Source organism: Flavimobilis sp. BM9, assembly GCF_058313055.1.
Map to the genome: position 1 here is coordinate 105030 of NZ_JBZEMO010000004.1, position 22914 is coordinate 127943.

General features: G+C 73.0%; 19 protein-coding genes. 14 read left to right on the top strand and 5 right to left on the bottom strand.

Annotation, left to right across the window (positions count from 1 at the left end):
* Positions 1-25: 25 nt before the first annotated feature.
* From AC4F3Q_RS08325 to thiD, 3 genes are all read right to left on the bottom strand, one after another.
* Positions 26-436, bottom strand: a complete 411-nt coding sequence (locus tag AC4F3Q_RS08325) for a superinfection immunity protein (RefSeq protein WP_491039555.1) — start codon at positions 434-436, stop codon at positions 26-28.
* Positions 437-472: 36 nt separating this feature from the next.
* Positions 473-1753 (bottom strand): heparan-alpha-glucosaminide N-acetyltransferase domain-containing protein, encoded by a 1281-nt coding sequence (locus AC4F3Q_RS08330; protein WP_491039556.1) that lies wholly within the window; start codon positions 1751-1753, stop codon positions 473-475.
* Positions 1754-1823: 70 nt separating this feature from the next.
* On the bottom strand, positions 1824-2624 hold the full coding sequence (gene thiD / locus AC4F3Q_RS08335; RefSeq protein ID WP_491039557.1) for a bifunctional hydroxymethylpyrimidine kinase/phosphomethylpyrimidine kinase: 801 nt from the start codon (positions 2622-2624) through the stop codon (positions 1824-1826).
* A gap of 306 nt (positions 2625-2930) precedes the next feature.
* Between thiD and AC4F3Q_RS08340 the strand changes: the two genes are divergently transcribed.
* Both AC4F3Q_RS08340 and AC4F3Q_RS08345 read left to right on the top strand, forming a co-directional pair.
* On the top strand, positions 2931-3305 hold the full coding sequence (locus AC4F3Q_RS08340) for a hypothetical protein (RefSeq protein WP_491039558.1): 375 nt from the start codon (positions 2931-2933) through the stop codon (positions 3303-3305).
* Between the two features lie 560 nt (positions 3306-3865).
* Positions 3866-4243 (top strand): hypothetical protein, encoded by a 378-nt coding sequence (locus tag AC4F3Q_RS08345; protein WP_491039559.1) that lies wholly within the window; start codon positions 3866-3868, stop codon positions 4241-4243.
* Between the two features lie 29 nt (positions 4244-4272).
* Here AC4F3Q_RS08345 and AC4F3Q_RS08350 read toward each other — a convergent pair whose 3' ends face one another.
* Positions 4273-5175 carry a dihydrodipicolinate synthase family protein gene (locus tag AC4F3Q_RS08350; protein ID WP_491039560.1) on the bottom strand — a complete coding sequence of 301 codons (903 nt, stop codon included), beginning with the start codon at positions 5173-5175 and terminating at the stop codon, positions 4273-4275.
* A gap of 65 nt (positions 5176-5240) precedes the next feature.
* Complete coding sequence (locus AC4F3Q_RS08355; RefSeq protein ID WP_491039561.1) at positions 5241-6071, bottom strand: DUF2599 domain-containing protein; 831 nt, start codon at positions 6069-6071, stop codon at positions 5241-5243.
* A 66-nt stretch (positions 6072-6137) separates the two neighbouring features.
* On the opposite strand from AC4F3Q_RS08355, the gene AC4F3Q_RS08360 reads away from it, so the two are divergent.
* From AC4F3Q_RS08360 to AC4F3Q_RS08415, 12 genes are all read left to right on the top strand, one after another.
* Positions 6138-6758 (top strand): LysE family transporter, encoded by a 621-nt coding sequence (locus AC4F3Q_RS08360; RefSeq protein WP_491039562.1) that lies wholly within the window; start codon positions 6138-6140, stop codon positions 6756-6758.
* 237 nt (positions 6759-6995) lie between these two features.
* Entirely contained in the window at positions 6996-9320 is a 2325-nt protein-coding gene (gene purL, locus AC4F3Q_RS08365) for a phosphoribosylformylglycinamidine synthase subunit PurL (RefSeq protein ID WP_491039563.1), read from the top strand.
* 12 nt (positions 9321-9332) lie between these two features.
* On the top strand, positions 9333-10367 hold the full coding sequence (locus tag AC4F3Q_RS08370) for a hypothetical protein (RefSeq protein ID WP_491039564.1): 1035 nt from the start codon (positions 9333-9335) through the stop codon (positions 10365-10367).
* 148 nt (positions 10368-10515) lie between these two features.
* The gene (locus AC4F3Q_RS08375) at positions 10516-11907 is read left to right on the top strand and encodes an MFS transporter (RefSeq protein WP_491039565.1); all 1392 of its coding nucleotides are present in this window, start codon (positions 10516-10518) and stop codon (positions 11905-11907) included.
* A 4-nt stretch (positions 11908-11911) separates the two neighbouring features.
* The gene (locus tag AC4F3Q_RS08380; protein WP_491039566.1) at positions 11912-14143 is read left to right on the top strand and encodes a molybdopterin oxidoreductase family protein; all 2232 of its coding nucleotides are present in this window, start codon (positions 11912-11914) and stop codon (positions 14141-14143) included.
* Positions 14140-15894, top strand: a complete 1755-nt coding sequence (locus tag AC4F3Q_RS08385) for an FAD-dependent oxidoreductase (protein ID WP_491039567.1) — start codon at positions 14140-14142, stop codon at positions 15892-15894. The genes AC4F3Q_RS08380 and AC4F3Q_RS08385 overlap by 4 nt, the downstream gene beginning before the upstream one ends.
* 173 nt (positions 15895-16067) lie before the next feature.
* On the top strand, positions 16068-16433 hold the full coding sequence (locus AC4F3Q_RS08390; protein WP_491039568.1) for a hypothetical protein: 366 nt from the start codon (positions 16068-16070) through the stop codon (positions 16431-16433).
* 30 nt (positions 16434-16463) lie between these two features.
* On the top strand, positions 16464-17132 hold the full coding sequence (locus tag AC4F3Q_RS08395; RefSeq protein WP_491039569.1) for a hypothetical protein: 669 nt from the start codon (positions 16464-16466) through the stop codon (positions 17130-17132).
* 301 nt (positions 17133-17433) lie between these two features.
* Positions 17434-20151, top strand: coding sequence for a nitrite reductase large subunit NirB (nirB, locus tag AC4F3Q_RS08400; RefSeq protein WP_491039570.1), 2718 nt, complete (start codon positions 17434-17436; stop codon positions 20149-20151).
* Positions 20148-20585, top strand: coding sequence for a nitrite reductase small subunit NirD (gene nirD / locus AC4F3Q_RS08405; RefSeq protein WP_491039571.1), 438 nt, complete (start codon positions 20148-20150; stop codon positions 20583-20585). Before nirB ends, nirD begins: the two co-directional genes overlap by 4 nt.
* A complete protein-coding gene (gene cobA, locus AC4F3Q_RS08410; protein ID WP_491039572.1) occupies positions 20582-21451 on the top strand; it encodes a uroporphyrinogen-III C-methyltransferase in 870 nt (289 codons plus the stop codon). Before nirD ends, cobA begins: the two co-directional genes overlap by 4 nt.
* The gene (locus AC4F3Q_RS08415) at positions 21448-22662 is read left to right on the top strand and encodes a uroporphyrinogen-III synthase (protein WP_491039573.1); all 1215 of its coding nucleotides are present in this window, start codon (positions 21448-21450) and stop codon (positions 22660-22662) included. Before cobA ends, AC4F3Q_RS08415 begins: the two co-directional genes overlap by 4 nt.
* The last annotated feature ends 252 nt before the right edge of the window (positions 22663-22914 follow it).

Below are 22914 nucleotides of genomic sequence, written 5' to 3' on the forward strand. Positions count from 1 at the left end.
GGGGCGCTGTGGTGCTATCGGGGTTCTACAGGGTGCGCTGGCCGGTCCAGCGCACGCCGTCCCAGAACTCCTGCCCGCCCTGCGGGCTCGGGTACCAGCCGGGAGGTGTCGCAGCGAAGGGCGCCCCGGCGCCGCTGATGACGGCGTGCGACTGGCACGCCATGACGAGGGCGACGATCCACCCGATGAGGGTCCAGCCGAGGAGCAGGTTCAGCACGGCGATGCTGCCGTGGTTGGAGCGCCCGCGGGTCGCAGCGATCGCCCAGGGCAGCATGTAGAACCCGCTCAGCACAGCGAGGACCCAGGCGATGACCACGACGGCTGGGTCGACCACGCGGCGGTCGGTCACGTATGCGGGCGCGCCACCCCACGTCGTCCCGTAGGCATGGGCGTAGGGCTGCGGCGGGTACGGCCCCGACGAGTACGGGTCGGACATGGGAATCAGCCATCCTCGGTCGGCGTCGGTGATCGATCAGCTCACGGTAGCGCGGGCGAACCATCGTGCGGTTCGCGCGACGAGACGCTCGAGAGGACCACGCCCGATGGTTGCGACCCACACGGTCGCGAAGACCATGAGGAGGATGCTCTGCTCGGCCCACTGGATCGGTCCCGGCGCTACGGAGTCGCCCAGGACTGCGAGCGTGACGATGTGCAGCGAGTACGCCGTCAGCGGCATGCTGCCGAGCGCGGCCAGCGGGATCAGCAGCACCCGCAGGAACCGCGCGAGGACCAGGCAGAGAGCGAGGACCATCAGCGCGACGCCGCCCGAGCCGACGACCTCGGAGACCCCACCTGAGTGCGGGTAGTCCGCGAGAACCGACGAACGGATCGAGTCGAGGACCGAGGGCTCGTCAGGGTTGTCGATGATCGGCTCGTCGTCGGGAACGTCCGTGGCGTCGTAGCACGAGACGTAGTTGCCCGGCCCTGGGTAGCGCTCGCACGTCATCCCGGTGAGGTCGACGTCCTCGCCCGGGAGCGTCTCCGGCCCGGCAACCTTGTCGGAACCAGGTGGAGCCGTGTCGGCTGACGAGGTTGGGGTAGCGGACGCGGACCCCGTCGGGGATGAGGGCAACGCGGCGACCGGCTCGTCGAGCTGCGTGCCGAGCATGCCGCCGATCGCGCCGGTGATCGCGAGAGCGAGCCCGATCGCAAGCAGACGTGCGGCTACCCCGAGCGAACGGAGCTGCGATCGGCCGACCGCCATCCCCGCGAACATCAGGGCGAGCCACACCGGCACGGAGTACGTGGAGAAGAACGTGAAGGTCGCTCCGATACCGCCGTATCGGTTGGTCGCGGCGAGAGTCGCGCCCAGGACCGGGCCGAGCACGCCGAGAAGCCCCGAGGCGACGAGGAGCCGCCGCCTCGACCAGCCCACGAACGGCGCGACGGCGACGAACAGCGCGCCGTACACGCACAGGATGATCGCGACAGGAGTGCCGAGCGACTCGAGCACCAACCCGATGACGAAGACCGCGAGGCCTCTCCCGACGAGAGCGAGGCGCGTCCGGCGCATCGCGTCGTCGTCGGACGGGTCGAGGTTGCGCGTCATGAGCGCGACCGACACGCCCGCGACGAGCGCGAACAGCAGCGACGACCGCCCGTGCGCGAGCCCCGCCCACGTCGAGGGGTCGCTCCACACCAGATCCGGCGCCCCGCCGACGTGTGCGGCGATCATGCCGACGACGGCGACCGCGCGCGCGACGTCGACCCCCATCACGCGTGGCGGGCGCCCGAAGTCCTTCAGCCCACGCACGCCCAGCTTCCCCCTGCGCCCCCACGGCCTCCCGAGCCGGCGCCGCGGCGCCGGCTCGGGAGCGTGCGGGTCAGCCTGCGTAAGCACCCTGCCAAGCCGACGTGAAGGGCGCGTTGGACGGCAGACGCGACTCGACGGCAGCGGTCACGAAGTCCTTCGCGACGGCGACGGCGTCACGCACCGACGCGCCCTTCGCGAGCTCCGCCGTGATCGCGGCCGCGAACGTGCAGCCGGCGCCGGAGACGCGCTCCTCGCCGATCTTCGGACGGGAGAACACCTCGATGCCGTCGTCGGAGACGAGCACGTCGACCGCGTCCGGACCGGGCAGCTCGACACCGCCCTTCGCGACGACGAACGGGACTCCCAGCTCGTGGATGCGCTTCGCCGCGGCGATCAGCTCGTCGACCGTCGCGATGTCGTCGACGCCCGCGAGCGTCTTCGTCTCGAAGAGGTTCGGCGTGACGACCGTCGCGAGCGGCAGCACCTTCTCACGCAGCGCCGTGTCCGTGTCGAGCGCGGCGCCCGGCTCCTGGCCCTTGCAGATCAGGACCGGGTCCAGCACGACGTGCTTGAACGAACGGGCGGAGACCTCGCGGGCGACCGTCTCGATCGTCACGGGCGTGCCGAGCATGCCGATCTTGACCACGTCGATGTCGTGCACCGCCGTCGCAGCCTCGATCTGGTCCGCGATCACTGGAGCGTCGACCGGCACGAAGCGGTGCCCCCAGTCGTTCTTCGGGTCGAACGAGACGATGCACGTCAGCGCTCCCGAACCGTGCACGCCCAGCTGCTGGAACGTCTTGAGATCGGCCTGGATGCCGGCGCCGCCGGAAGCCTCAGACCCTGCCACGACTAGTGCGAAATCAACCATGGGCACCATTGTGGCCCCTCCGGGGTGCAGCCAGGCAGGACCGTCCGGGGGGGTGCCGGTTCGTTGCGTCCTTGCGCCGACCTGATGTCGCAGAGGGCGTCAGGGGCGTGAGTCCTATGGCTGTGGTTCTGTCGGTTCCGCTAGGTTCGCGTCATCCGCCGAGAACGGTCTCGACGTCGCCCAGGGAGAACACATGCGCGCGAGCCCGCCTCTGCCTCGACGATGCTCGGCTTGCGAGCGTCTCTCCGACCTGCCGCGTTCACGATGAGCGCCCGCCCGGTGGCTCCGCGCGTGCCGATGATTGCGGTGAGCTCCGTGTTCAGGTCGAGAGGTGCCGGGCTTGGCTCGGGCCTAGCGCTGGCGGCTCTGTTGTCTGGCTGCATCGCTATCGACTTCCCCGTGAAAGGGGCGGTGTTCATCAATCGGACCGACGAAGCGGTGGTCTTCCATGTTGAGGGAACGGACCTGAGCGCCGTCGTGCAGCGTGGCGAGTATCGCATTCCGGGAACTGAGACGGGGTGCGTGGGCACGGGGATCGTCGTCACAACTGCTGGTGGCGAGGAGCTCGCTTCCTTCGACGGTGCCGCCTGCGAGGAGACGACGCTTGAGGTGCACGAAGACGGAAGCGTCACCGTGACCGACAAGTGGGGCTCGAACGAGATGCGCGCTCCGCGACCGTAGCCGGGAGCGCTCGCGAAGTCCTGGCGACGAGCGCGCCAGCACGTGCTCGGATGAGTTGGCGCAGCGGCGCGAGGCTCTCGGGCGCCATTTGGACCACTTCGTCGCCCGCCCGCCACTTCCGCGTCGCGCTCGTAGACGTCGCTCCCGACGTCGGCGGCGCTGAGCCACGACGGGGGCGATGTGACGGCTCCGTGGCAAGTCAGCGGGACACGGCTCCGTGACATTCACCGTCTCGGAGGACCGGTCAACAGAGAACTCGACGCCACTGTCGCTCTTGATTCCGGAGGCCGCCATGACATACACCGTCCGCCGGTTCGTTGCCTACTTGCGCCGAACTGATGTCGCAGAAGGCGTCCGGGGCTCGAGTCCTATGGCTGCGGTTCGGTCTGTTCCGCTAGGTTCGCATCATCCGCCGAGAATGGCCTCGGTGTTGACCAGGGGGAACACATGCGCGCGAGCCCGGCTCTGCCTCGACGATGCGCTGCTTGAGAGGGTCTCTCCGACCTGTCGCGTTCACGATGAGCGCCCGCCCGGTGGCTCCGCGCGTGCCGATGATTGCGGTGAGCTCCGTGTTCAGGTCGAGAGGTGCCGGGCTCGGCACGGCCCTTGCGATGGCGGCTCTGTTGTCTGGCTGCATCGCTATCGACTTCCCCGTGAAAGGGGCGGTGTTCATCAACCGGACCGACGAAGCGGTGCTCGTCCACTTTGAAGGGACGGATCGGACGACGGTCGTGAAGCCTGGGCATCATGGAATCCCTGAGACCGACTGCCTGGGAACGGGCCTCGTCGTCACAACCGCTGGTGGCGAGGAGCTCGCTTCCTTCGACGGTGCCGCCTGCGAGGAGACGACGCTTGAGGTGCACGAGGATGGAAGCGTCACCGTGACCGACAAGTGGGGCTCGAGCGATACGAGGGCGCCGCGAGAGAAGTCGGGCTGACGGCGGGCGTTGCGTGACGGAGTCCGGACCTAGTGAATGAGCGTCCCGAGAACCCGCGCCGCCTCGACCCGCGCATCACCGGACAGCGGGAGGAGCGGCCGCGGCAGGGACGGCGCGCCGACGAGGCCGAGCAGCTCGACGATCGTCGCAGCGACGCGCACGCCAGCGTGCGCACGGACCAGGTCCCACAGCGGCGCGAGGTTCTCGACGGCGTCGTGCACCGTCTCGTCGCCTGCGCGCGCGGCGCGGGCGAGCGGCACGACGGCGTCGGGCAGCGCGCCGCCGATCGTCGAGTGCCACGTGTCGGCGCCCGCGAGCAGTCCTGCGGGACCGGACGGGTCGCCCGAGAAGCCGAGCGTCACGCCGTCGGGCAGAGAGGCGCGCAGCTCCGCGACGCGACGGCGTGCGTCGTCGGGGCCGCCCGTCGGGCCAGGCGTCTTGATGGCGCCGACGCCGGGCAGCGCGGCGAGCTCCGCGAGGAGACCGTGCGACATGTCGACGCGCGTCGTGCGCGGGTTGTCGTACACGACGAGCGGCACGTCCAACCCGGCGACCACGTCCGTGAACAGGGCGACGACCTCGGCGTCGACGAGCGGCACGTACCCGACCGGCGCGAGCAGGACGGCCGCCGCTCCCGCCGCCTGCGCGTCGTCCGCGTGCGCGCGCACGACCGACGTGCGCAGCCCCGAGATCCCCGCGACCACGGGCAGGCCCGTGTGTGCGACGGCGGTGCGCACGACGTCGCGCCGCTCGTCGCGGTCCAGGTGCATCGCGGCCCCCGTCGAGCCGAGGACGCCGAGCCCGTCGACCCCCGCAGCAGCTGCCCGTTCGACCAGACGACCGAACGCGGCGAGGTCCACGCGGTCGTCCCGCACAGGGGTCGGGAGGTAGGCGATCAGCCCGGTCGGGGCCGAGGTGCGCTGCGCGGTCATGTCACCGACCGTAGCCGCGGGCGCTCGCGGACTGGCACGGCCGGACCGCGTCCTGAGACGCGGCTTCAGTCGACGGGGTTGCAGCGCGCGAGCAGGTAGTCGAGATAGTCGACGTCGGGGCGCCACGGCTCGAGGTTCCAGCTCTCCTTCGTCGGGGCGCCGAGGGCGTGGCAGCGCAGCTGCTTGTCCATGACCGACGTCGCAGCCTTCGGTTCCGCGGCGGCGAGCGCCTGCCGCACCGCCTCGAGCGCGGCGACCGAGCCGGAGCGACCGAACGCCGTCGGGAAGACCTGCAGCGACCGGCCACCCTCGAGGCGGTCCGCCCACACGGCACGCTCGAGAGCCGACGGCGCGACGTCGAGCGTCACCGTCACAGGGAGCTGTGCCGTGCCGCGGGCACGGAGCCGCACCTCGAGCCGCTCGCCGTCGCCCTCCACGAGCGTGCCGACCGGCGTGCCCGCCGCGTCCTTCGCCGCCGGCGGCGCCAGGCCACCCACCTCCGGGCGCGCGTCGTCGACGAGCACGGCCGACCGGTCCGTCTGCACCTCCCAGCGCGCGCCCTCGGGCGCGGGCAGCGCGAGGACCGCGTCGCGGGTCGCGAACGTCGCCACGACCTGGACCGCGCCCTCGCCGAACGTGCTCTCCCCGGTCGTCAGCGCGCCGTCGGACAGGACGGCCGTCACGGTCCGCCCGAGGCCGTCCGGCACCGCGAGCTCCGCGGGAGTCGGCACGGCGGTCGGGGACGACGTCGTGCCCACCGTGGTCGTGGAGGTCGCCGGGGCGGGCGACGGCGAGCCCGAGCAGCCCGCGAGCAGCGCCGCGCCGACCGCGACCGCGCACGCCAGGCGCGCGCCGCGCTGGGCGCGACCGAGCGGGCGGAGTCGAGTGGGCTGCACGCATCGAGGCTAGCCGTCGCGCGAAACACGAGGCGCCGGGTGTCGCCGCGGGCATAGCATCCGGGCATGACATGGCAGGTGTGGGCGGCGTTCCTCGGTGCGTCGCTCGCGATCAGCCTGTCGCCCGGAGCGGGCGCCGTGACGTCCATGTCGACGGGGCTCGCGGTCGGGCTGCGGCGCGGGTACTGGAACATCCTGGGCCTGCAGATCGGCGTCGTCCTCCAGATCGGCGTCGTCGCCGCGGGCGTCGGAGCGCTGATCGCGGGGTCCGACGTCGCATTCGAGGTCATCAAGTGGTTCGGCGTCGCCTACCTCGCCTACCTCGCGGTCGCGCAGTGGCGCGCGGTCCCCGCCGAGGCGGACGTGACCGTCGAGGTCACCGAGCTCAGCCCGCGCGCCCTCGTCACGCGCGGCTTCCTCGTCAACGCGTCCAACCCCAAGGCAGTCGTCTTCATGCTCGCCGTGCTGCCGCAGTTCCTCGACCCGGCGCGGCCGCTCGTGCCGCAGTACCTCGCGATCACCGCCACCATGGTCACGGTCGACGTCCTCGTCATGACCGGCTACACCGGGTTCGCCGCCAAGGTGCTGCGCGCGCTGCGCTCCCCGCGCCAGCAGCGCGCCGTCAACCGCGGCTTCGCGTGCGCGTTCGCGCTCGCCGCCCTCCTGCTCGCGCTCATCCGGCACTGAGCGGCCGGTACCCGCGCGAGGGCCGACGTCGGCCCTCCCGCCACGCCTCGGCCGCACCTCCCGCCCGACGTGAGACGCGCCGCAGCCCGCGTGCGGGCCTGGATAGACTGACGCCGTCTCGCCCGCACGGATGAGCACCCGGACGCACCTGCCGCCCGGCGCCCGCACGGCGTCGCCCGGCTCCGCGCGGACGATGCCGGCTCGCCGTACGCTCGCCCACCACACCTGAGGGAATCGATGACCGCGCCCAAGCCCACCCTGGACACCGTCGAGAACGCAGCGGCCACCCCCGACGAGCAGCAGCCGTTCGCCGAGCTCGGGCTCAAGCCCGACGAGTACCAGCGGATCCGCGACATCCTCGGGCGCCGCCCCACGGCCGCCGAGCTCGCGATGTACTCGGTCATGTGGTCCGAGCACTGCTCGTACAAGTCGTCCAAGGTGCACCTGTCGAAGTTCGGCAAGAAGACCACCGACGAGATGAAGAAGCACCTCCTCGTCGGCATCGGTGAGAACGCGGGCGTCGTCGACATCGGCGACGGCTGGGCCGTCACCTTCAAGGTCGAGTCGCACAACCACCCGTCGTTCGTCGAGCCCTACCAGGGCGCCGCGACCGGCGTCGGCGGCATCGTCCGCGACATCATCTCCATGGGTGCGCGCCCCGTCGCCGTCATGGACCAGCTGCGCTTCGGCGCCGTCGACCACCCCGACACGGCGCGCGTCGTGCACGGCGTCGTGTCCGGCGTCGGCGGCTACGGCAACTCGCTCGGCCTGCCGAACATCGGTGGCGAGCTCGTGTTCGACGCGTCCTACCAGGGCAACCCCCTCGTCAACGCCCTCTGCCTCGGCGTGCTGCGCCACGAGGACATCCACCTCGCCAACGCCTCCGGCGTCGGCAACAAGGTCGTGCTGTTCGGCGCCCGCACGGGCGGCGACGGCATCGGCGGCGCCTCGATCCTCGCGTCGGAGACGTTCGAGGACGGCGTCCCCGCGAAGCGCCCCTCCGTCCAGGTCGGCGACCCGTTCATGGAGAAGGTGCTCATCGAGTGCTGCCTCGAGCTGTACGCGGCCGACGTCGTCGAGGGCATCCAGGACCTCGGCGCGGCCGGCATCTCGTGCGCGACGTCGGAGCTCGCCTCGAACGGTGACGGCGGCATGCACGTGTGGCTCGACGACGTCCTGCTGCGCGACCCGTCGCTCAACGCCGGCGAGATCCTCATGTCGGAGTCGCAGGAACGCATGATGGCGGTCGTCACGCCCGAGAAGCTCGACGAGTTCCTCGCGATCACGAAGAAGTGGGACGTCGAGACGGCCGTCGTCGGCGAGGTCAACGACTCGGGCCGCCTCACGATCGACCACCACGGGCAGCGCATCGTCGACGTCGACCCGCGTACCGTCGCGCACGAGGGCCCGGTCTACAACCGCCCGTACGCGCGCCCGGCCTGGCAGGACGGCCTCAACGCCGACACGACCGTCGCTGCGGGCCTCGCCCGCCCCGAGACGGGCGACGAGCTGCTCGCGACCGCCCTGCAGATCCTCGGCTCGCCCAACCACGCGTCCAAGGCGTGGGTGACCAACCAGTACGACCGCTTCGTGCAGGGCAACACCGCGCTCGCGCAGCCCGACGACTCCGGCGTCATCCGCGTCGACGAGTCGACGGGCCTCGGTGTCGCGCTCGCGACCGACGCGAACGGCCGCTACGCGAAGCTCGACCCGCGCACCGGCGCCCAGCTCGCCCTCGCCGAGGCGTACCGCAACGTCGCGACGACGGGCGCCCGCCCCCTCGCGATCACCGACTGCCTCAACTTCGGTTCCCCCGAGGACCCCGACTCGATGTGGCAGCTCGTCGAGGCGATCGAAGGCCTCGCCGACGGCTGTGCCGAGCTCGGCACGCCCGTCACCGGCGGCAACGTCTCCCTCTACAACGGCACGGGTGAGCCCGGCCAGATCGACTCGTCGATCCACCCGACGCCCGTCGTCGGCGTGCTCGGTGTGATCGACGACGTCACCCGCGCGACCGGCTCCGGCTGGCGCAACCCGGGCGAGTCCATCTACCTCCTCGGCACCACGCGCGCCGAGCTCGACGGCTCCGCGTGGGCCGACGTCGTGCACCAGCACCTCGGCGGCCTGCCGCCGCGCCTCGACCTCGCCGCCGAGAAGGCGCTCGCCGACGTGCTCATCAACGCGAGCCGCGACGGCCTCGTCGACGCGGCGCACGACCTCTCCGAGGGCGGCCTCGTCCAGGCGCTCGTCGAGGCGAGCCTGCGCTACGGCGTCGGCGCGACCGTGTCGCTCGGCGCGCTCCTCGAGCGTGACGGCATCACCGCGTTCGAGGCACTGTTCTCCGAGACGACGGCCCGCGCGATCGTGTCCGTCCCGCGCGGCGAGGAGGTGCGCCTCGTCGACGCGTGCGTCGCCCGCGGCGTGCCGCACCTGCGCCTCGGCGAGACCGGCGCGACGTCGGAGGACGACGCCGAGGCGCTCGTGATCGACGGCGTCTTCACGCTCCCGCTCGAGCAGGCCCGCGAGGTCTTCGAGGGTGCGCTCCCCGCGATCTTCGGCTGAGGGCACGCGATCATGGGGCTCTTCGGACGCCGGCGACCTGCTGCCGACCACGCGGAGTGGCACGAGCTGTGGGCTGCTCTCGCTCCGCTCCGCGGGCGTCTGGAGCCAAGCGGGCTGCAGCTCGTGCGTGAGCGGATCCTGGGGATGACCGAGGACGAGGCGACGCGGTTCGAGCGCCAGCTCGGCGAGGCGCTGGCAGTGCTCGACACCGAGGAGCACGCCCGCCACCTTGCCCGCGACGCCTGGAAGGGCCCGCGGGAGGTGTTCGGGCGGCGGCGGTTCGTCCGGGCTGTCACCGCAGTGATCGCTGCCGGCCCGGAGTGGGTCGGGCGAGTCGCTGCAGATCCCGCGCAGATCCGAGGCTTCGACTCTGCGCTCGTGCCCGGGCTGCCAGAGCGTGCCCGCAAGGACGCGCTGGGCGAGACGATCGCGAACGCGTTGGCGGACCGTGAGGAGATGTTCATCTCCGACATCGCGGACGACCTCGCCAGCCGCGAGCTGATCGAAGAGCGCGGCTGGAAGTCTCTGCGCCGGATCCTCCGCTCGCAGTCCTACTACGACTTCGAGGCGTACGACCCGGAGGGTGTCTGGCTGGAGCTCGATGTCGACTACGTCCAGGTCGAGAACATCGGTGCGGACGGCGCCAAGCTCTTCGACGACTCCGAGATTCCGGGCCGCAGGGCAGAGGCAGATGCCTGGCGTGCAGCTGTACCGGAAGCCACCGCCTACATCGTCGCCCGGTGCGGACCCGGGGCGCCGGACCGGATCGGAGCCGTGCCGCCGACGCTCGGGTCCCCCTCGGTCGAGAAGGTGTACCTGGACTCATGGGTCTCCGACGAGACCGCCGCCCAGGCCCCGGAGACAGACCTGACCGACGGTGAGCTGCGTGTCGTCTTCCAGGTGAGCACTGCAGACGTCGACGCCGCGTCCGGACAGAAGGAGAGGTTCCTGGTCCAGCACATGGCTCAGGTCCTGCTCGCAGTCATGCCTGACCTGACGCCCGCCGGCCGTGACCTGCTGAAGGGCCTGGCCGCAGGCCAAGCCTGACCGCGGGACGGCGGGTCCCGGTCGGCGACGACCTCACAGCGAGCACAGCCGCTCTGTGCGGACATCGTTACGGGCGATTTACCCCGACCCTGCGGGGGCGAAACAACGCACCGAAAGACTTCTTCCACGCCCCTGGAAGGAGCCCGCCATGACCGCACCCGTCACGACCGAGTCCGCCGCGACCGAGCCCGCCGCGACCGCGCGAGCGACCGCAGCCACCCCCGCGGCGGCGCCCACGCTCGCCACCCGTCCCGGCCGCTGGATCGACGGCTGGAACCCCGAGGACGAAGGGTTCTGGACCGCCGTCGGCCGCAAGGTCGCCCGCCGCAACCTCGCCGGCTCGATCTACGCCGAGTTCCTGGGCTTCTGTGTCTGGGCGCTGTGGAGCGTCGTCGTGCCGCACCTGCCCGCGGCCGGGTTCGACCTCACGGTCGACCAGCAGTTCTGGCTCATCGCCGTCCCGAGCCTCGTCGGCGCCGCGATGCGCATCCCCTACACGTTCACGGTCCCGCTGTTCGGCGGCCGGAACTGGACGATCATCTCGTCGCTCCTGCTGCTCCTGCCCGTCCTCACGCTCGTGTGGGTCGTCCAGCGGCCCGAGACCGGCTTCGGCACGCTCCTCGCGGTCGCCGCGCTCGCGGGCTTCGGCGGCGGCAACTTCGCGTCGTCGATGACCAACATCACCTTCTTCTACCCCGAGCGGGAGAAGGGCAAGGCGCTCGGCCTCAACGCGGCGGGCGGCAACCTCGGCACCGGACTCGTGCAGCTCGTCGTGCCGCTCGTCGTCATCACCGGTGCGGGCCTGAGCCTCGAGCGGGCCGGGCTGATCTTCGTCCCCCTCGTCCTCGTCGCAGCCGTGGTCGCGTGGCGGTTCATGGACAACCTGAGCGGCGTCGCGAGCGACCCCCGCAGCTTCGCCGCAGCCGGCCGCCACCCGCACACGTGGCTCATCTCGTTCCTGTACATCGGCACGTTCGGCTCGTTCATCGGCTACTCGGGCGCGTTCCCGACGCTCCTCAAGACGCAGTTCCCCGAGGTGACGACGTCGCTCGCCTTCCTGGGCGCGCTCGTCGGGGCGCTCATGCGTCCGCTCGGCGGCGCGCTCGCCGACCGCGTGGGCGGTGCCCGCCTGACGATCATCTGCTTCGGCGGGCTCGCCGTCGGTGCGGGTGGCGCGATCCTCGGGCTGCAGCAGCACTCGTTCCCGCTGTTCTTCGGCGCGTTCCTGCTGCTCTTCGCGTCGTCCGGCGTCGGCAACGGCTCGACGTACCGCATGATCCCCGCCGTCTTCCGCACGGGCGTCGCGCCAGCCGACCTGGGGCGTGCACGCCAGGCCGCCGCCGGCTGCCTCGGCATCGCGGGCGCCGTCGGCGCCGTCGGCGGCTTCCTCATCCCGCGCGGCTTCGCGATGTCGACGTCCCTCGCCGGGACGCTCGTGCCCGCCCTGACGATCTTCATCGCCGTGTACGTCGCCATGGCCGCGCTCACGTGGGCGCTCTACGTCCGCCGAGGCTCGGCGTTCGCCGCCGAGGGTGTGTGAGCCTGTGCCAGCCACGGACACGCACTGCCCGTACTGCGCGCTGCAGTGCGGCATGCGCCTCGCCCCGCCGAGCGCGGAGGACCGCACGGCACCGCTCGACGGCGGGGAGCGCCGTCGGCTCCCCGTCACCGTCGCGGGGCGGCAGTTCCCCACGAACCGGGGCGGGCTGTGCCAGAAGGGCTGGACGTCCGCGAGCGTCCTCGCGACCCCGGACCGCCTGACGACGCCGCTCGTCCGGGACGCCAGCGGCACACTCGTCCCGGCGACGTGGGTCGACGCGCTCGACGTCGTCGCCGACCAGTTCCGCGCGGTCCGCGCGCTCCACGGCCCCGACGCCGTCGCCGTCTTCGGCGGAGGCGGGCTCACGAACGAGAAGGCCTACCAGCTCGGCAAGTTCGCGCGCACCGCCCTGCGCACCCGCAACATCGACTACAACGGACGCTTCTGCATGGCCTCCGCAGCCGCGGCCGCGAACCGCTCCCTCGGGCTCGACCGCGGCCTGCCGTTCCCCGTCACCGACCTCGACGGCGGGCAGGCGATCCTCCTCGTCGGATCCAACCCCGCCGAGACGATGCCCCCGCTCGTCGCGCACCTCGCCGGCGCGCGCGAGCACGGCGGGCTCGTCGTCGTCGACCCGCGACGCTCCGCCACAGCCGAGCTCACCGACGACGGCGCCGGGATGCACCTGCAGCCCGTCCCCGGGACCGACCTCGCGGTGCTGCTCGGGCTCGCGCACGTCGTGCTGCTCGAGCAGCTCGCCGACACGGACTACCTCGACGCCCGCACGACCGGGCTCGACGACCTGCGGCCGGACCTCGCGCAGTGGTGGCCCGAACGCACCGAGCAGATCACCGGAGTGCCAGCCGACGATCTGCGCCGTGCGGCTCGCCTGCTCGCCCACGCGAGCCCGCACCACGGCGGCGCAGGCGCCTACGTCCTCACGGGCCGCGGGCTCGAGCAGTCCCGCCAAGGGACCGACGGCGTCACCGCGGCGATCAACCTCGCGCTGCTCCTCGGGCTCGTCGGCCGGCCCGGGTCGGGATTCGGCACCCTCACCGGCCAGGGCAACGGGCAGGGCGGCCGCGAGCACGGCCAGAAGGCCGACCAGCTCCCCGGCTACCGCTCGATCACCGACCCTGCCGCGCGCGAGCACGTCGCGCGCGTGTGGGGAGTCGACCCCGCGGAGATCCCGGGGCCCGGACTGCCCGCAGCCGAGCTGCTGCGTGCGCTCGGCACCCCCGGCGGACCGCGCGCCCTCCTCGTGCACGGGTCCAACCTGCTCGTCTCCGCGCCCGACGCCGCGCGCGTGCGCGAGCGTCTCACCGCTCTCGACCTGCTCGTCGTGTGCGACTTCGTGCCGTCCGAGACCGCGCTGAGCGCCGACATCGTGCTCCCCGTCCTGCAGTGGGCCGAGGAGGACGGCACGATGACGAACCTCGAAGGCCGCGTGCTGCGCCGTCGAGCCGCGCTGCCTGCGCCCGAAGGCGCGCGCAGCGAGCTGTGGATCTGGTCCGAGCTCGCACGACGTCTCGACGCGCCCGGCCGCTGGTCCACCGACCCGTCCGTCGTCTTCGACGAGCTCGCCCGCGCGAGCTCAGGCGGCCGTGCCGACTACTCCGGCCTCTCGCACGCACGCCTCGACGCGCACGAGACCGCGACCAACGGCGCCGACGGCGGCGGCCTCTACTGGCCCGTCCCCAGCCCCGACCATCCCGGCACACCACGCGCCTTCCTCGACACGTTCCCCCTGCCCGGCGGCCGCGCCCGCCTCCTGCCCGTGCAGCACCGCGGGCCCGACGACGTCCTCGACACCGCGCACCCCGTCCACCTCGTCACCGGCCGGGTCCTCCAGCACTACCAGTCCGGCGCGCAGACGCGCCGCGTCCCGGAGCTCGCCCGTGCCGTGAGCGACGCGTACGTCGAGATCCACCCGCTGCTCGCCGAGCTGTACGACGTCGCGGAAGGCGACACGGTCCGCCTCACCTCACGTCGCGGCACCGCGGTCGCTGTCGTGCGGCTGACCCGCAGCGTGCGGCCCGACACGCTGTTCATGCCGTTCCACTGGCCCGGCGAGAACAGCGTCAACAGGCTCACCAACCCGGTCACCGACCCCGTCTCCGGGATGCCGGAGTTCAAGGTTGCGACCGTCCGGCTCGAGGTCGTCACCGGGGACCGGGTCGGAGCTGCGCCGGTCGCGGTCACGACGGTCGCGGTCACGACGGGAGGCGCGCGATGAAGGTCGTCGTCGTCGGGAACGGCATGGTCGGGTCGCGGCTCGTGACGGAGCTGTGCGCGAGCGCCGAGCCGGGCGCCGCCGCGCTCGACATCACCGTCCTCGGCGCCGAGGACCACGCGCCCTACAACCGCGTCCTGCTCAGCGAGGTCGTCGCCGGGGCGTACGACGTCGCGGCGATCGACCTGCCCGGCGTCGTCGACCCCCGGGTCGGTGTGTGGACCGGGGTGTGCGCGGTCGCCGTCGACCGCAGAGCCCAGGTCGTCGTCGACTCGACCGGTGGGCGGCACCGCTACGACGCGCTCGTGCTCGCCACCGGTGCCACAGCGCGCGTCCCCGAGCTGCCGGGCCTGCGTCGCGACGACGCTGCTCTCACGCCACCTCCGGCCCTCGCCCCGACCAGCCCAGGCTGTGACGCTGCCCGGGCGGCCGCCAGCCCGCTGCCGGGCTTGCTCGCCCCACAGAGTGACAACGCCGGTCTTGTGCCCGGCGCGCACGTCCTGCGCACGATCGACGACGCCCGCGAGATCGTCGCCGCGAGCGTCAACGCACGCCACGTCGTCGTGCTCGGTGCGGGCGTCCTCGGGGTCGAGGCCGCCGTCGGGATCGCGGGCCGCGTCGGGCCGGGCGCGGTCGTGCACCTCGTGCACCCGCGCGGCCTCATGAACGCCCAGCTCGACGCCGCCGCCGGCGAGGTGGCGGCCGACGCCGTCGCGCGCCTGGGCGTGCACGTGCGCACCGGCGTCGGCGCGGTCGCGGTCGCGCTGCGCGACGGGCGCGTCGCGGGCGTCGTCCTCGACGACGGCACCCAGCTCCCCGCCGACCTGCTCGTCGTCACCGTCGGAACGCTGCCCGAGACGACCCTCGCGCGGCGCGCGGGACTCGACGTGGACCGCGGCGTCGTCGTCGGGCCCGACCTCGCGACGCTGCGTGACCACCGCGTCTACGCGGTCGGCGACTGCGCGCAGCCGCCGGAAGGCGGGTCTGGGCTCGTAGGGCAGGGCTGGGACCAGGCACGACGCCTCGCGCGAACCCTCGCCGAACGTGCCGGAGCGTGCCCCGCGACGCCTGCCGGCCAACATCCCGGCACCCCCGACGGCGTGCCGCGCGAGGCGTGCTCGTGCGGTCCCGTCGACGACAGCACGGTCGTCAAGGTCAAGGGACGCGGCGTCGACATCGTCGCGATGGGCGTGTCCGGCAGCGCGCGGCCGCCAGCGTGCGGGACGCACCCGCGCCGCACCGTCCGCCTCAGCGACCCCGACGCCGTGCGGCACCTCGAGGTCGTCGTCCAGGGTGGCCGGGTCGTCGGCGCGACGTGCATCGGTGGCGGCGCCGTCGCCGCCGACCTCGTCGCCGCGTTCACGCGCGGCACGCCGGCACCGCGCGACCCCGCGCAGCTCCTGGTGCGCGCCGTCGGCCCGGTCGGCGGCAGCGCCGAGACGCCCGTGCGCATCCCGGACCGCGCGACCATCTGCCGGTGCAACGGCGTCACGAAGGGCGACCTGGTGCAGGCGTGGGCCGGCGGGAGCCGCACGGTCGAGGACGTCGCCCGGACGACGCGCGCGACCACCGGCTGCGGCGGATGCACGTCCCCGGTCTGCGGCATCCTCGACTGGCTCCGCGCAGCAGAACCGGCATCGCCGCCCCCGCCCCCGGCCGCGGCCCCGCCCGCCCTTGCCGCGGCCGCGGCCGCTGCACCGACCCCGCCCGCCGCTGCCCCGGCCCCTGCCCCGAGTCCGTCAGTTCCAGCGTGAGACCGTCGGTTGCGTCGGACGGACTCACGCTGGAACTGACGGACTGATGAGGTGCCGCCGCCGAGCTGGAGCGCTGGCGAGCGGGTGACCACAGGGGCGTCCCTGGGGCGCGTTCCCCGTCGACAGGTCTGGACGAGCGATGCGGACGACCGGTCACCAGCTACTGAAGGAGCATGACCGAGACGCTTCGCGAGCGAACACAGACCGACCTCCCGTCGATCTACCGAGCCGCGAGCCACCCCGACCGAGTCGTCCGCGACATGGTGAGGGCAGGGCGGTGGGTCCGTGTGCGTCGCGGCTGCTACGTCGATGCGAGCTGGTTGGCCGGACCGGAAGGCGGGGGCGAGGCGCTCAGCGGCCCCGAGCGTCAGAGCGTGACCGGGTCCCGGTCCAGGGCCGTGCGCGAGCACTCTGGGCGACCGCCGACGACGCCGGCGTACCGACGCAGGCTCGCCGTCGCGCAGGTGGCCGCAGTAGCCGCGACGTCGGCCCGCGCCGAGGAACCGGTGTTCACGCACGTGTCGGCCGCGCTGCTCTAGGGTCTTCCGCTGTGGCGCCTCCCGTCGTCCGTGCATGTCCTCGGGCAGCACAGCCGTGGACGCGACGCGTCGCACCTGACGACCTCGCACGTCATCTCGCTCGCCCCGGAGCACGTCGTCCGGCTTCGAGGTCTGCTCGTCACCAGCGTGGACCGGACCATGCTCGACGTCGCGCGGACGGAGCCGGTCGCCGATGCGCTCGTCGTCGCTGATGCTGGATTGCGTCGCGGGGCGGATCGAAGTGGTGTGCTCGAGCTCGCGTCGAAGTTCGCGGGACGCCGCGGCATCGCTCGAGCACGAGAGACGCTCAGCCTCGCCGATGCTGGGGCCGAGTCTCCGGGGGAGTCGTTCACTCGGCTTCATGTTCTGGCCGCCGGACTCCCGGCACCACGGCTGCAGGTCGACGTGTCGACCCGCCAGGGGAACTATCGAGCGGACATGGGTTGGGAAGCGTGGCGGCAGCTGATCGAGTTCGACGGAAAGGTCAAGTACCGGGAGCTCGCGAACGGTGATCCGGACTCCGTGCTGCTCGCAGAGAAGCGGCGGCAGGACGCGATGACGGAGGTGGGGTGGCGCATTCTGCGTCTGACGAGCGACGACTTCCACGACATCGACCACCTTCATCGCCGGCTCCGAGCCCTCGTCCCTCCGCGCGAAGCGACGTCGCTGATCCCACGCCCACACCTCCTGCTCCGGTGACCCGCGGTGCTCGCCGAGCTGGGCAGCGCCGGGCCAGCCCGCGGCACTCTTCCAGTCGAGTCCGTCACTTCCGGCACGAGTCCGTCAGCTGCAGCTGACGGACTCGGCTGGAACTGACGGACTCGCGAGGCGTGCGCGGGGGCGACGGCCCCGGCCCGGGTCCGGCTGGGAGGGGGAGGGCGGGGGAGGGACGGCGCCGGGCGGGGCTCACAGTGGGGGAGCGGGGGGTGTGAGGAGAGGTTTACTGCCGGGTAACCGCCGGGGTATGGCGTGGAAATCGCGCGGCCATAGCGTCGCAGACATGGACACTTCACCCTCCCAGCCCCAGCCCGACGGCGGCTCGGCCGAGCCCGACGTCGCCGCACGTCCGCTCGCCGGCTCGACCGCGGCCGCGCTGCCTGCGGAGGTTGCCGCCCCTGCGGCCGCCCAGGCCCGCGCCCTGCGGCGGGTCGTGGTGGTCGGCGGTGGGATGGTCGCGCAGCGGTTCGTCGAGGCTCTCCGCGACCGGGACGACGCCGGGCGTCACCACGTCACGGTCCTCGCCGAGGAGCCGCGCGCGCCCTACGACCGTGTCGCGCTGACGTCGTACTTCTCGGGCCGTGACCCTGAGGACCTTGCGCTCGGCGACCCCGCGTTGTGGCAGGACCGGCTCGTCCGGCTCGTGCGCGGGGACGCGGTGACGCAGGTGGACCGCGACGCGAGGACGGTCACGACGGCCACGGGCCGCACGTTCCCGTATGACGAGCTGGTCCTCGCGACCGGCTCCGACGCCGCGGTCCCGCCGATCGAGGGCAACGACCTGCCGGGCGTGTTCGTGTACCGCACGATCGACGACGTCGCGGCGCTGCGCGGCTGGGTCGAGGCGCGTGCGGCGGCGGCGAGCCGGCCCGTGCGGGGCGCGGTGATCGGCGGCGGCCTGCTCGGCCTCGAGGCGGCGGGCGCGCTCAAGGCGCTCGGCGCGCAGGCGACGGTCGTCCAGTTCGGCAGCCATCTCATGAGCGCGCAGGTCGACCTCGGTGGTGGTGAGGCGTTGCGCCGCCTCATCAACAGCCTCGGGGTGGCGGTGCGGGTCAACACGGCGACGCAGCGGATGCGTCCGTCGCGGCGGACGGGCGCCGTCGGTCGCCTCGACTTCGCGGACGGCGGCCGGCTCGACGTCGACGTCGTCGTCCTCGCGACGGGCGTGCGGCCGCGTGACGAGCTGGGGCGCGCGATGGGGTTGGAGATCGGCGCGCGGGGCGGTGTCGTCGTCGATGACGCGTGCCGCACCGCGGCGCCGAACGTGTGGGCGATCGGCGAGGTCGCGTGCATCCAGGGAGCGTGCATCGGCCTGGTGGCGCCGGGGTACGCGATGGCGGAGGTCGTCGTCGACCGCCTGCTGGGCGGCGCGGCGACGTTCCCGGGTGCAGACACGGCGACGAAGCTCAAGCTGGCGGGGGTCGACGTCGCGTCGTGGGGCGACGCGTTCGGCTCGACGCCGGGCTCGATGGAGGTCGTGTGGGCGGACCCGGTCGGCGGCGTCTACAAGAAGCTCGTGCTCGCGGACGACGCGCGCACCCTCCTCGGCGGCGTGCTCGTCGGCGACGCCTCGGCGTACGCGAGCCTGCGGCCGATGCTCGGCCGTGCCTTGCCGGGCGACCCGGCGGCGTTCCTCCTGCCGGAGGGCGGCGCGGGCGCGCCCGACCTCGAGCTGCCCGACGACGCGGGCGTCTGCTCGTGCAACAACGTCTCGGCGGGCACGGTGCGCGCTGCGGTGACGGAGCACGGCTGCACGGACCTCGCTGGCGTGAAGGCGTGCACGCGCGCTGGCACGAGCTGCGGCTCGTGCCTTCCGCTCGTGAAGAAGCTCATGACGGCGGAGCTCGCGAAGTCCGGCGTGGAGGTGTCGAACGCGCTCTGCGAGCACTTCGACCTGTCCCGCGCGCAGCTGTACGACGCCGTCCGTGTCGCGGGCCTGACGTCGTTCAGCGAGGTGGTCGCGCGGTTCGGGACGGCCGGGGCGGGTCGTGGCTGCGACATCTGCAAGCCGGTCGTCGCGTCGATCCTGTCGACGGTCGCTCCGGCGCACGTGCTCGACGGTGAGCGTGCGACGCTCCAGGACACGAACGACCACGTCATGGCGAACATGCAGAAGGACGGCACGTACTCGGTGGTCCCGCGCATCCCGGGCGGGGAGATCACGCCGGAGGGGCTGCTCGTGATCGGGCAGGTCGCGAAGGACTTCGGGCTGTACACGAAGATCACGGGCGGTCAGCGGATCGACATGTTCGGGGCGCGGATCGACCAGCTGCCGGGGATCTGGCGGCGGCTCGTCGACGCGGGCTTCGAGTCGGGCCACGCGTACGGCAAGTCGTTGCGCACGGTGAAGTCGTGCGTCGGGTCGACGTGGTGCCGGTTCGGCGTGCAGGACTCGGTCGGGCTCGCGGTCGATCTCGAGCTGCGGTACCGGGGCCTGCGGTCGCCGCACAAGATCAAGCTCGGAGTGTCGGGCTGTGCGCGGGAGTGCGCCGAGGCGCGTGGCAAGGACGTCGGGGTGATCGCGACGGACAACGGCTGGAACGTGTACGTCGGCGGCAACGGTGGGTTCACGCCGAAGCATGCGGTGCTCCTCGCGGAGGACCTGTCGACCGAGGATCTGGTGCGCACGATCGACCGGTTCCTCATGTACTACATCCGCACCGCGGACCGGTTGCAGCGCACGGCCGCGTGGGTGGCCGACTACGAGGGTGGCGTCGACGCGATCCGCGCCGTGGTCCTGGAGGACTCGCTCGGCATCTGTGCCGACCTGGACGCCGCGATGGCGTTGCACCTCGATACGTACGAGGACGAGTGGGCGGCGACCCTCGCGGACCCGGACAAGCTGCAGCACTTCCGCAGCTTCGTCAACGCTCCTGACGAGCACGACCGCACGCTCGCGTACGTCGCGGAGCGGGGGCAGGCGCGCCCGGCGACGGCGGCCGAGCGCGCGGGTGCAGGCCCCGTCCTTGTTGCCGGAACCACCTTGGAGGTCCGCTCATGACCCGCAGCCCGGCTCTCACCGCCGCGCTCCCCGACGCCGCAACCCCCGACGACGCGACGTCCGCTGCGATCCCCGACGCGTGGCTCCCGGTCTGCGCGCTCGGGGACCTTGCGGTCGAGCGCGGCGCGGTGGCGCTCGTGGCGGGGGAGCAGGTCGCGCTCTTCCGGCTGCTCGACGACACGGTCCTCGCCGTGCAGCAGCACGAGCCCCACACGCAGGCCATGGTCATGTCGCGGGGCATCGTCGGGACGCGCGGCGGTCGTGCGGTCGTGACGTCCCCCCTGTACAAGCAGGTCTTCGACCTGAGGTCGGGGGAGTGCCTGGACACGACGAAGGGCGAGCGTGTCGCGCTCGTGACGTGGCAGGTCGAGGTGCGTGACGACGTCGTGCACCTCGGGGCGACGCACGCCCCCGCGGCGGGGGCTGCGGCGTGAGCGTGCCGGGGACGGTCGTGCTCGTCGGTGGCGGCCCCGGGGCGGCCGACCTGTTGACGGTGCGCGCGCGGCGCGCGCTGTTCTCGGCGGACGTGGTCGTGGCGGACCGGCTGGGCCCGACGTCGGTGCTCGCGGACCTGCCGTCGCGCGTGCGCGTGATCGACGTCGGCAAGCGCCCGGGTGCGCACCCGGTGCCGCAGGCGCGCATCAACGAGATCCTCGTCGCGGAGGCGATCGCGGGGAACCGCGTCGTGCGGCTCAAGGGCGGCGACCCGTTCCTGTTCGGCCGTGGGGGCGAGGAGGTGGCGGCGTGCCGCGCTCGCGGGATCGCGGTCGAGGTCGTGCCGGGCGTGTCGAGCGCGCTCGCGGCTCCCGCGGCGGCGTGCGTGCCGGTCACCCATCGCGGGACGGCGTCGGCGCTGCTCGTCGTGCAGGGTCACGACTCGCTGCCTGGGCTCGCGGTCCAGTCGGTCGTGACGCGTGCCGCGACGGTCGCGATCCTCATGGGTGTCGCGCGGCTCGCAGAGCACGTGGCGGTCCTGCTCGCCGCCGGGGCGAGCCCGACGACGCCGGTCGCCGTCGTCGAGCAGGCGACGACCGACGACGAGCGCACGACCTTCATGACGCTCGAGCGGGTCGTGCGGGCGTGCGCGGAGGCCGGGGTGCGCTCGCCTGCCGTCGTCGTGCTCGGCGACGTCGCGGACCCGGCGCTGCTGGGGCTCGACCTGCACGCGATCGACGTGCCGCTCACGTCCGCGGACGTGACCGACGCCGCGGGTGCGGACACCCCAGCACCGACCGACGCACCCGCGTACGCTCCTCACGTGGACGCTGCAGCCCGCGAGGCCGAGGTGGCCTACGCATGACGACGCCGAACACGGCCCCCGAGGCCGCGCCGGACACCGGTGCCGCCGTGGGCGGCGCCGCACCCGCCCGAGCCCTTGCGGCGCAGCCTGCGCTCGACCCGGTGCTCGCAGGCCTGACGGTCCTGATCACGGCAGACCGCCGCTCGACCGAGCTGCGGGCGGCGCTCGAGCGGCGTGGCGCGATCATCCGACACGCTCCGGCGATGCGGATCATCCCGCACGAGTACGACACGGAGCTCGTCGCAGCGACGCGCGCCCTCCTCGCCGAGCCGCCGAGCACGGTCGTCGCGACGACGGGCATCGGCTTCCGGGCGTGGATCGAGGCGGCCGACGCAGCCGGGCTGGCCGACGACCTGCACGCGCTGCTCGACCGAGCCCGACTGATCGCGCGCGGCCCGAAGGCTCGCGGAGCGATCCAGGCCGCTGGCCTCACGGCCGACTGGGTGGCCGAGTCCGAGACGAGCGCCGAGATCCTCGACCTGCTGCTGACGGAGGGCGTCGCGGGGGAGCGGATCGCGATCCAGCAGCACGGCTCGGGCGCGGACCAGCTCGACGTCGAGCTGGCCGCGGCGGGCGCTGACGTGCGCAACCTCGTCGTCTACCGATGGGGCCCGCCCGCGGACCCGCAGGCTGTGGTCGAGTCCGTGCGTGCGGCGGCACTCGGTGAGGTCGACGCCGTCGTCTTCACGTCGGCGCCCGGCGCGTTCGCGTGGCTCGAGGTGGTCGACCGTGAGGGGGTCGGGCAGGCGCTCGCGGCACGCTTCGCCGACCGTTCGCTCGTGGCGGCCGCTGTCGGGCCGGTCACGGCGGCTCCGCTCGAGGCGCGCGGCATCGTCCCGATCGTGCCGGAGCGCGCTCGCCTCGGCGCGCTCGTCCGCGCTCTCGTGAGCCACTACGAGGAGGACCGCACGACGCAGGTCGGGACCGTCGCGGGCTGCCTGCAGGTCAGGTCGCGCGCCGCGCTGCTCGACGGTCATGTGCTGCCGCTGTCGCCCGCGACCCTCGAGGTGCTTCGCGTCCTCGCCGCCCGGGCGGGCGACGTCGTCACGCGCGCCGAGCTGCTCCAGGTGCTTCCCGGTCTCTCCGAGGACCCGCACACGGCGGAGGTCGCGGTCGCGCGCCTGCGGGACGCCGTCGCGCAGCACGCGCCCGACGCCCGCGCGCTCGTCCAGACGGTCGTCAAGCGCGGGTACCGGCTCGCTGTCCGGTGACGGCGTAGGCACTCCCGCGGGTTCGGCCCTCGCCCGCGAGTTCGGCCCTCGCCCGCGAGGTAGGCCCTCGCCCGCGAGGTAGTGGCTCCCCTGCGAGTCCGGCCCCCGCCCGCGAGGTAGGCCCTCCCACGCGAGGTAGGCCCTCCCACGCGAGGTAGGCCCGTGCAGGGCCCTGTCTCGCGTGAAAGCACCTACTTCGGCGAGGGCGCGGGGCGCGGGGCGCGGGGCGCGGGGCGCGGGGGTGGGGAGGGG

Bases quoted from the DNA above. Each gene is read 5' to 3' on its own strand.
- AC4F3Q_RS08325 (WP_491039555.1), bottom strand. From the start codon at position 436: ATGTCCGACCCGTACTCGTCGGGGCCGTACCCGCCGCAGCCCTACGCC.
- thiD (WP_491039557.1), bottom strand. From the start codon at position 2,624: ATGGTTGATTTCGCACTAGTCGTGGCAGGGTCTGAGGCTTCCGGCGGC.
- AC4F3Q_RS08350 (WP_491039560.1), bottom strand. From the start codon at position 5,175: ATGACCGCGCAGCGCACCTCGGCCCCGACCGGGCTGATCGCCTACCTC.
- AC4F3Q_RS08360 (WP_491039562.1), top strand. From the start codon at position 6,138: ATGACATGGCAGGTGTGGGCGGCGTTCCTCGGTGCGTCGCTCGCGATC.
- purL (WP_491039563.1), top strand. From the start codon at position 6,996: ATGACCGCGCCCAAGCCCACCCTGGACACCGTCGAGAACGCAGCGGCC.
- AC4F3Q_RS08370 (WP_491039564.1), top strand. From the start codon at position 9,333: ATGGGGCTCTTCGGACGCCGGCGACCTGCTGCCGACCACGCGGAGTGG.
- AC4F3Q_RS08375 (WP_491039565.1), top strand. From the start codon at position 10,516: ATGACCGCACCCGTCACGACCGAGTCCGCCGCGACCGAGCCCGCCGCG.
- AC4F3Q_RS08385 (WP_491039567.1), top strand. From the start codon at position 14,140: ATGAAGGTCGTCGTCGTCGGGAACGGCATGGTCGGGTCGCGGCTCGTG.
- AC4F3Q_RS08390 (WP_491039568.1), top strand. From the start codon at position 16,068: ATGACCGAGACGCTTCGCGAGCGAACACAGACCGACCTCCCGTCGATC.
- nirB (WP_491039570.1), top strand. From the start codon at position 17,434: ATGGACACTTCACCCTCCCAGCCCCAGCCCGACGGCGGCTCGGCCGAG.
- nirD (WP_491039571.1), top strand. From the start codon at position 20,148: ATGACCCGCAGCCCGGCTCTCACCGCCGCGCTCCCCGACGCCGCAACC.
- AC4F3Q_RS08415 (WP_491039573.1), top strand. From the start codon at position 21,448: ATGACGACGCCGAACACGGCCCCCGAGGCCGCGCCGGACACCGGTGCC.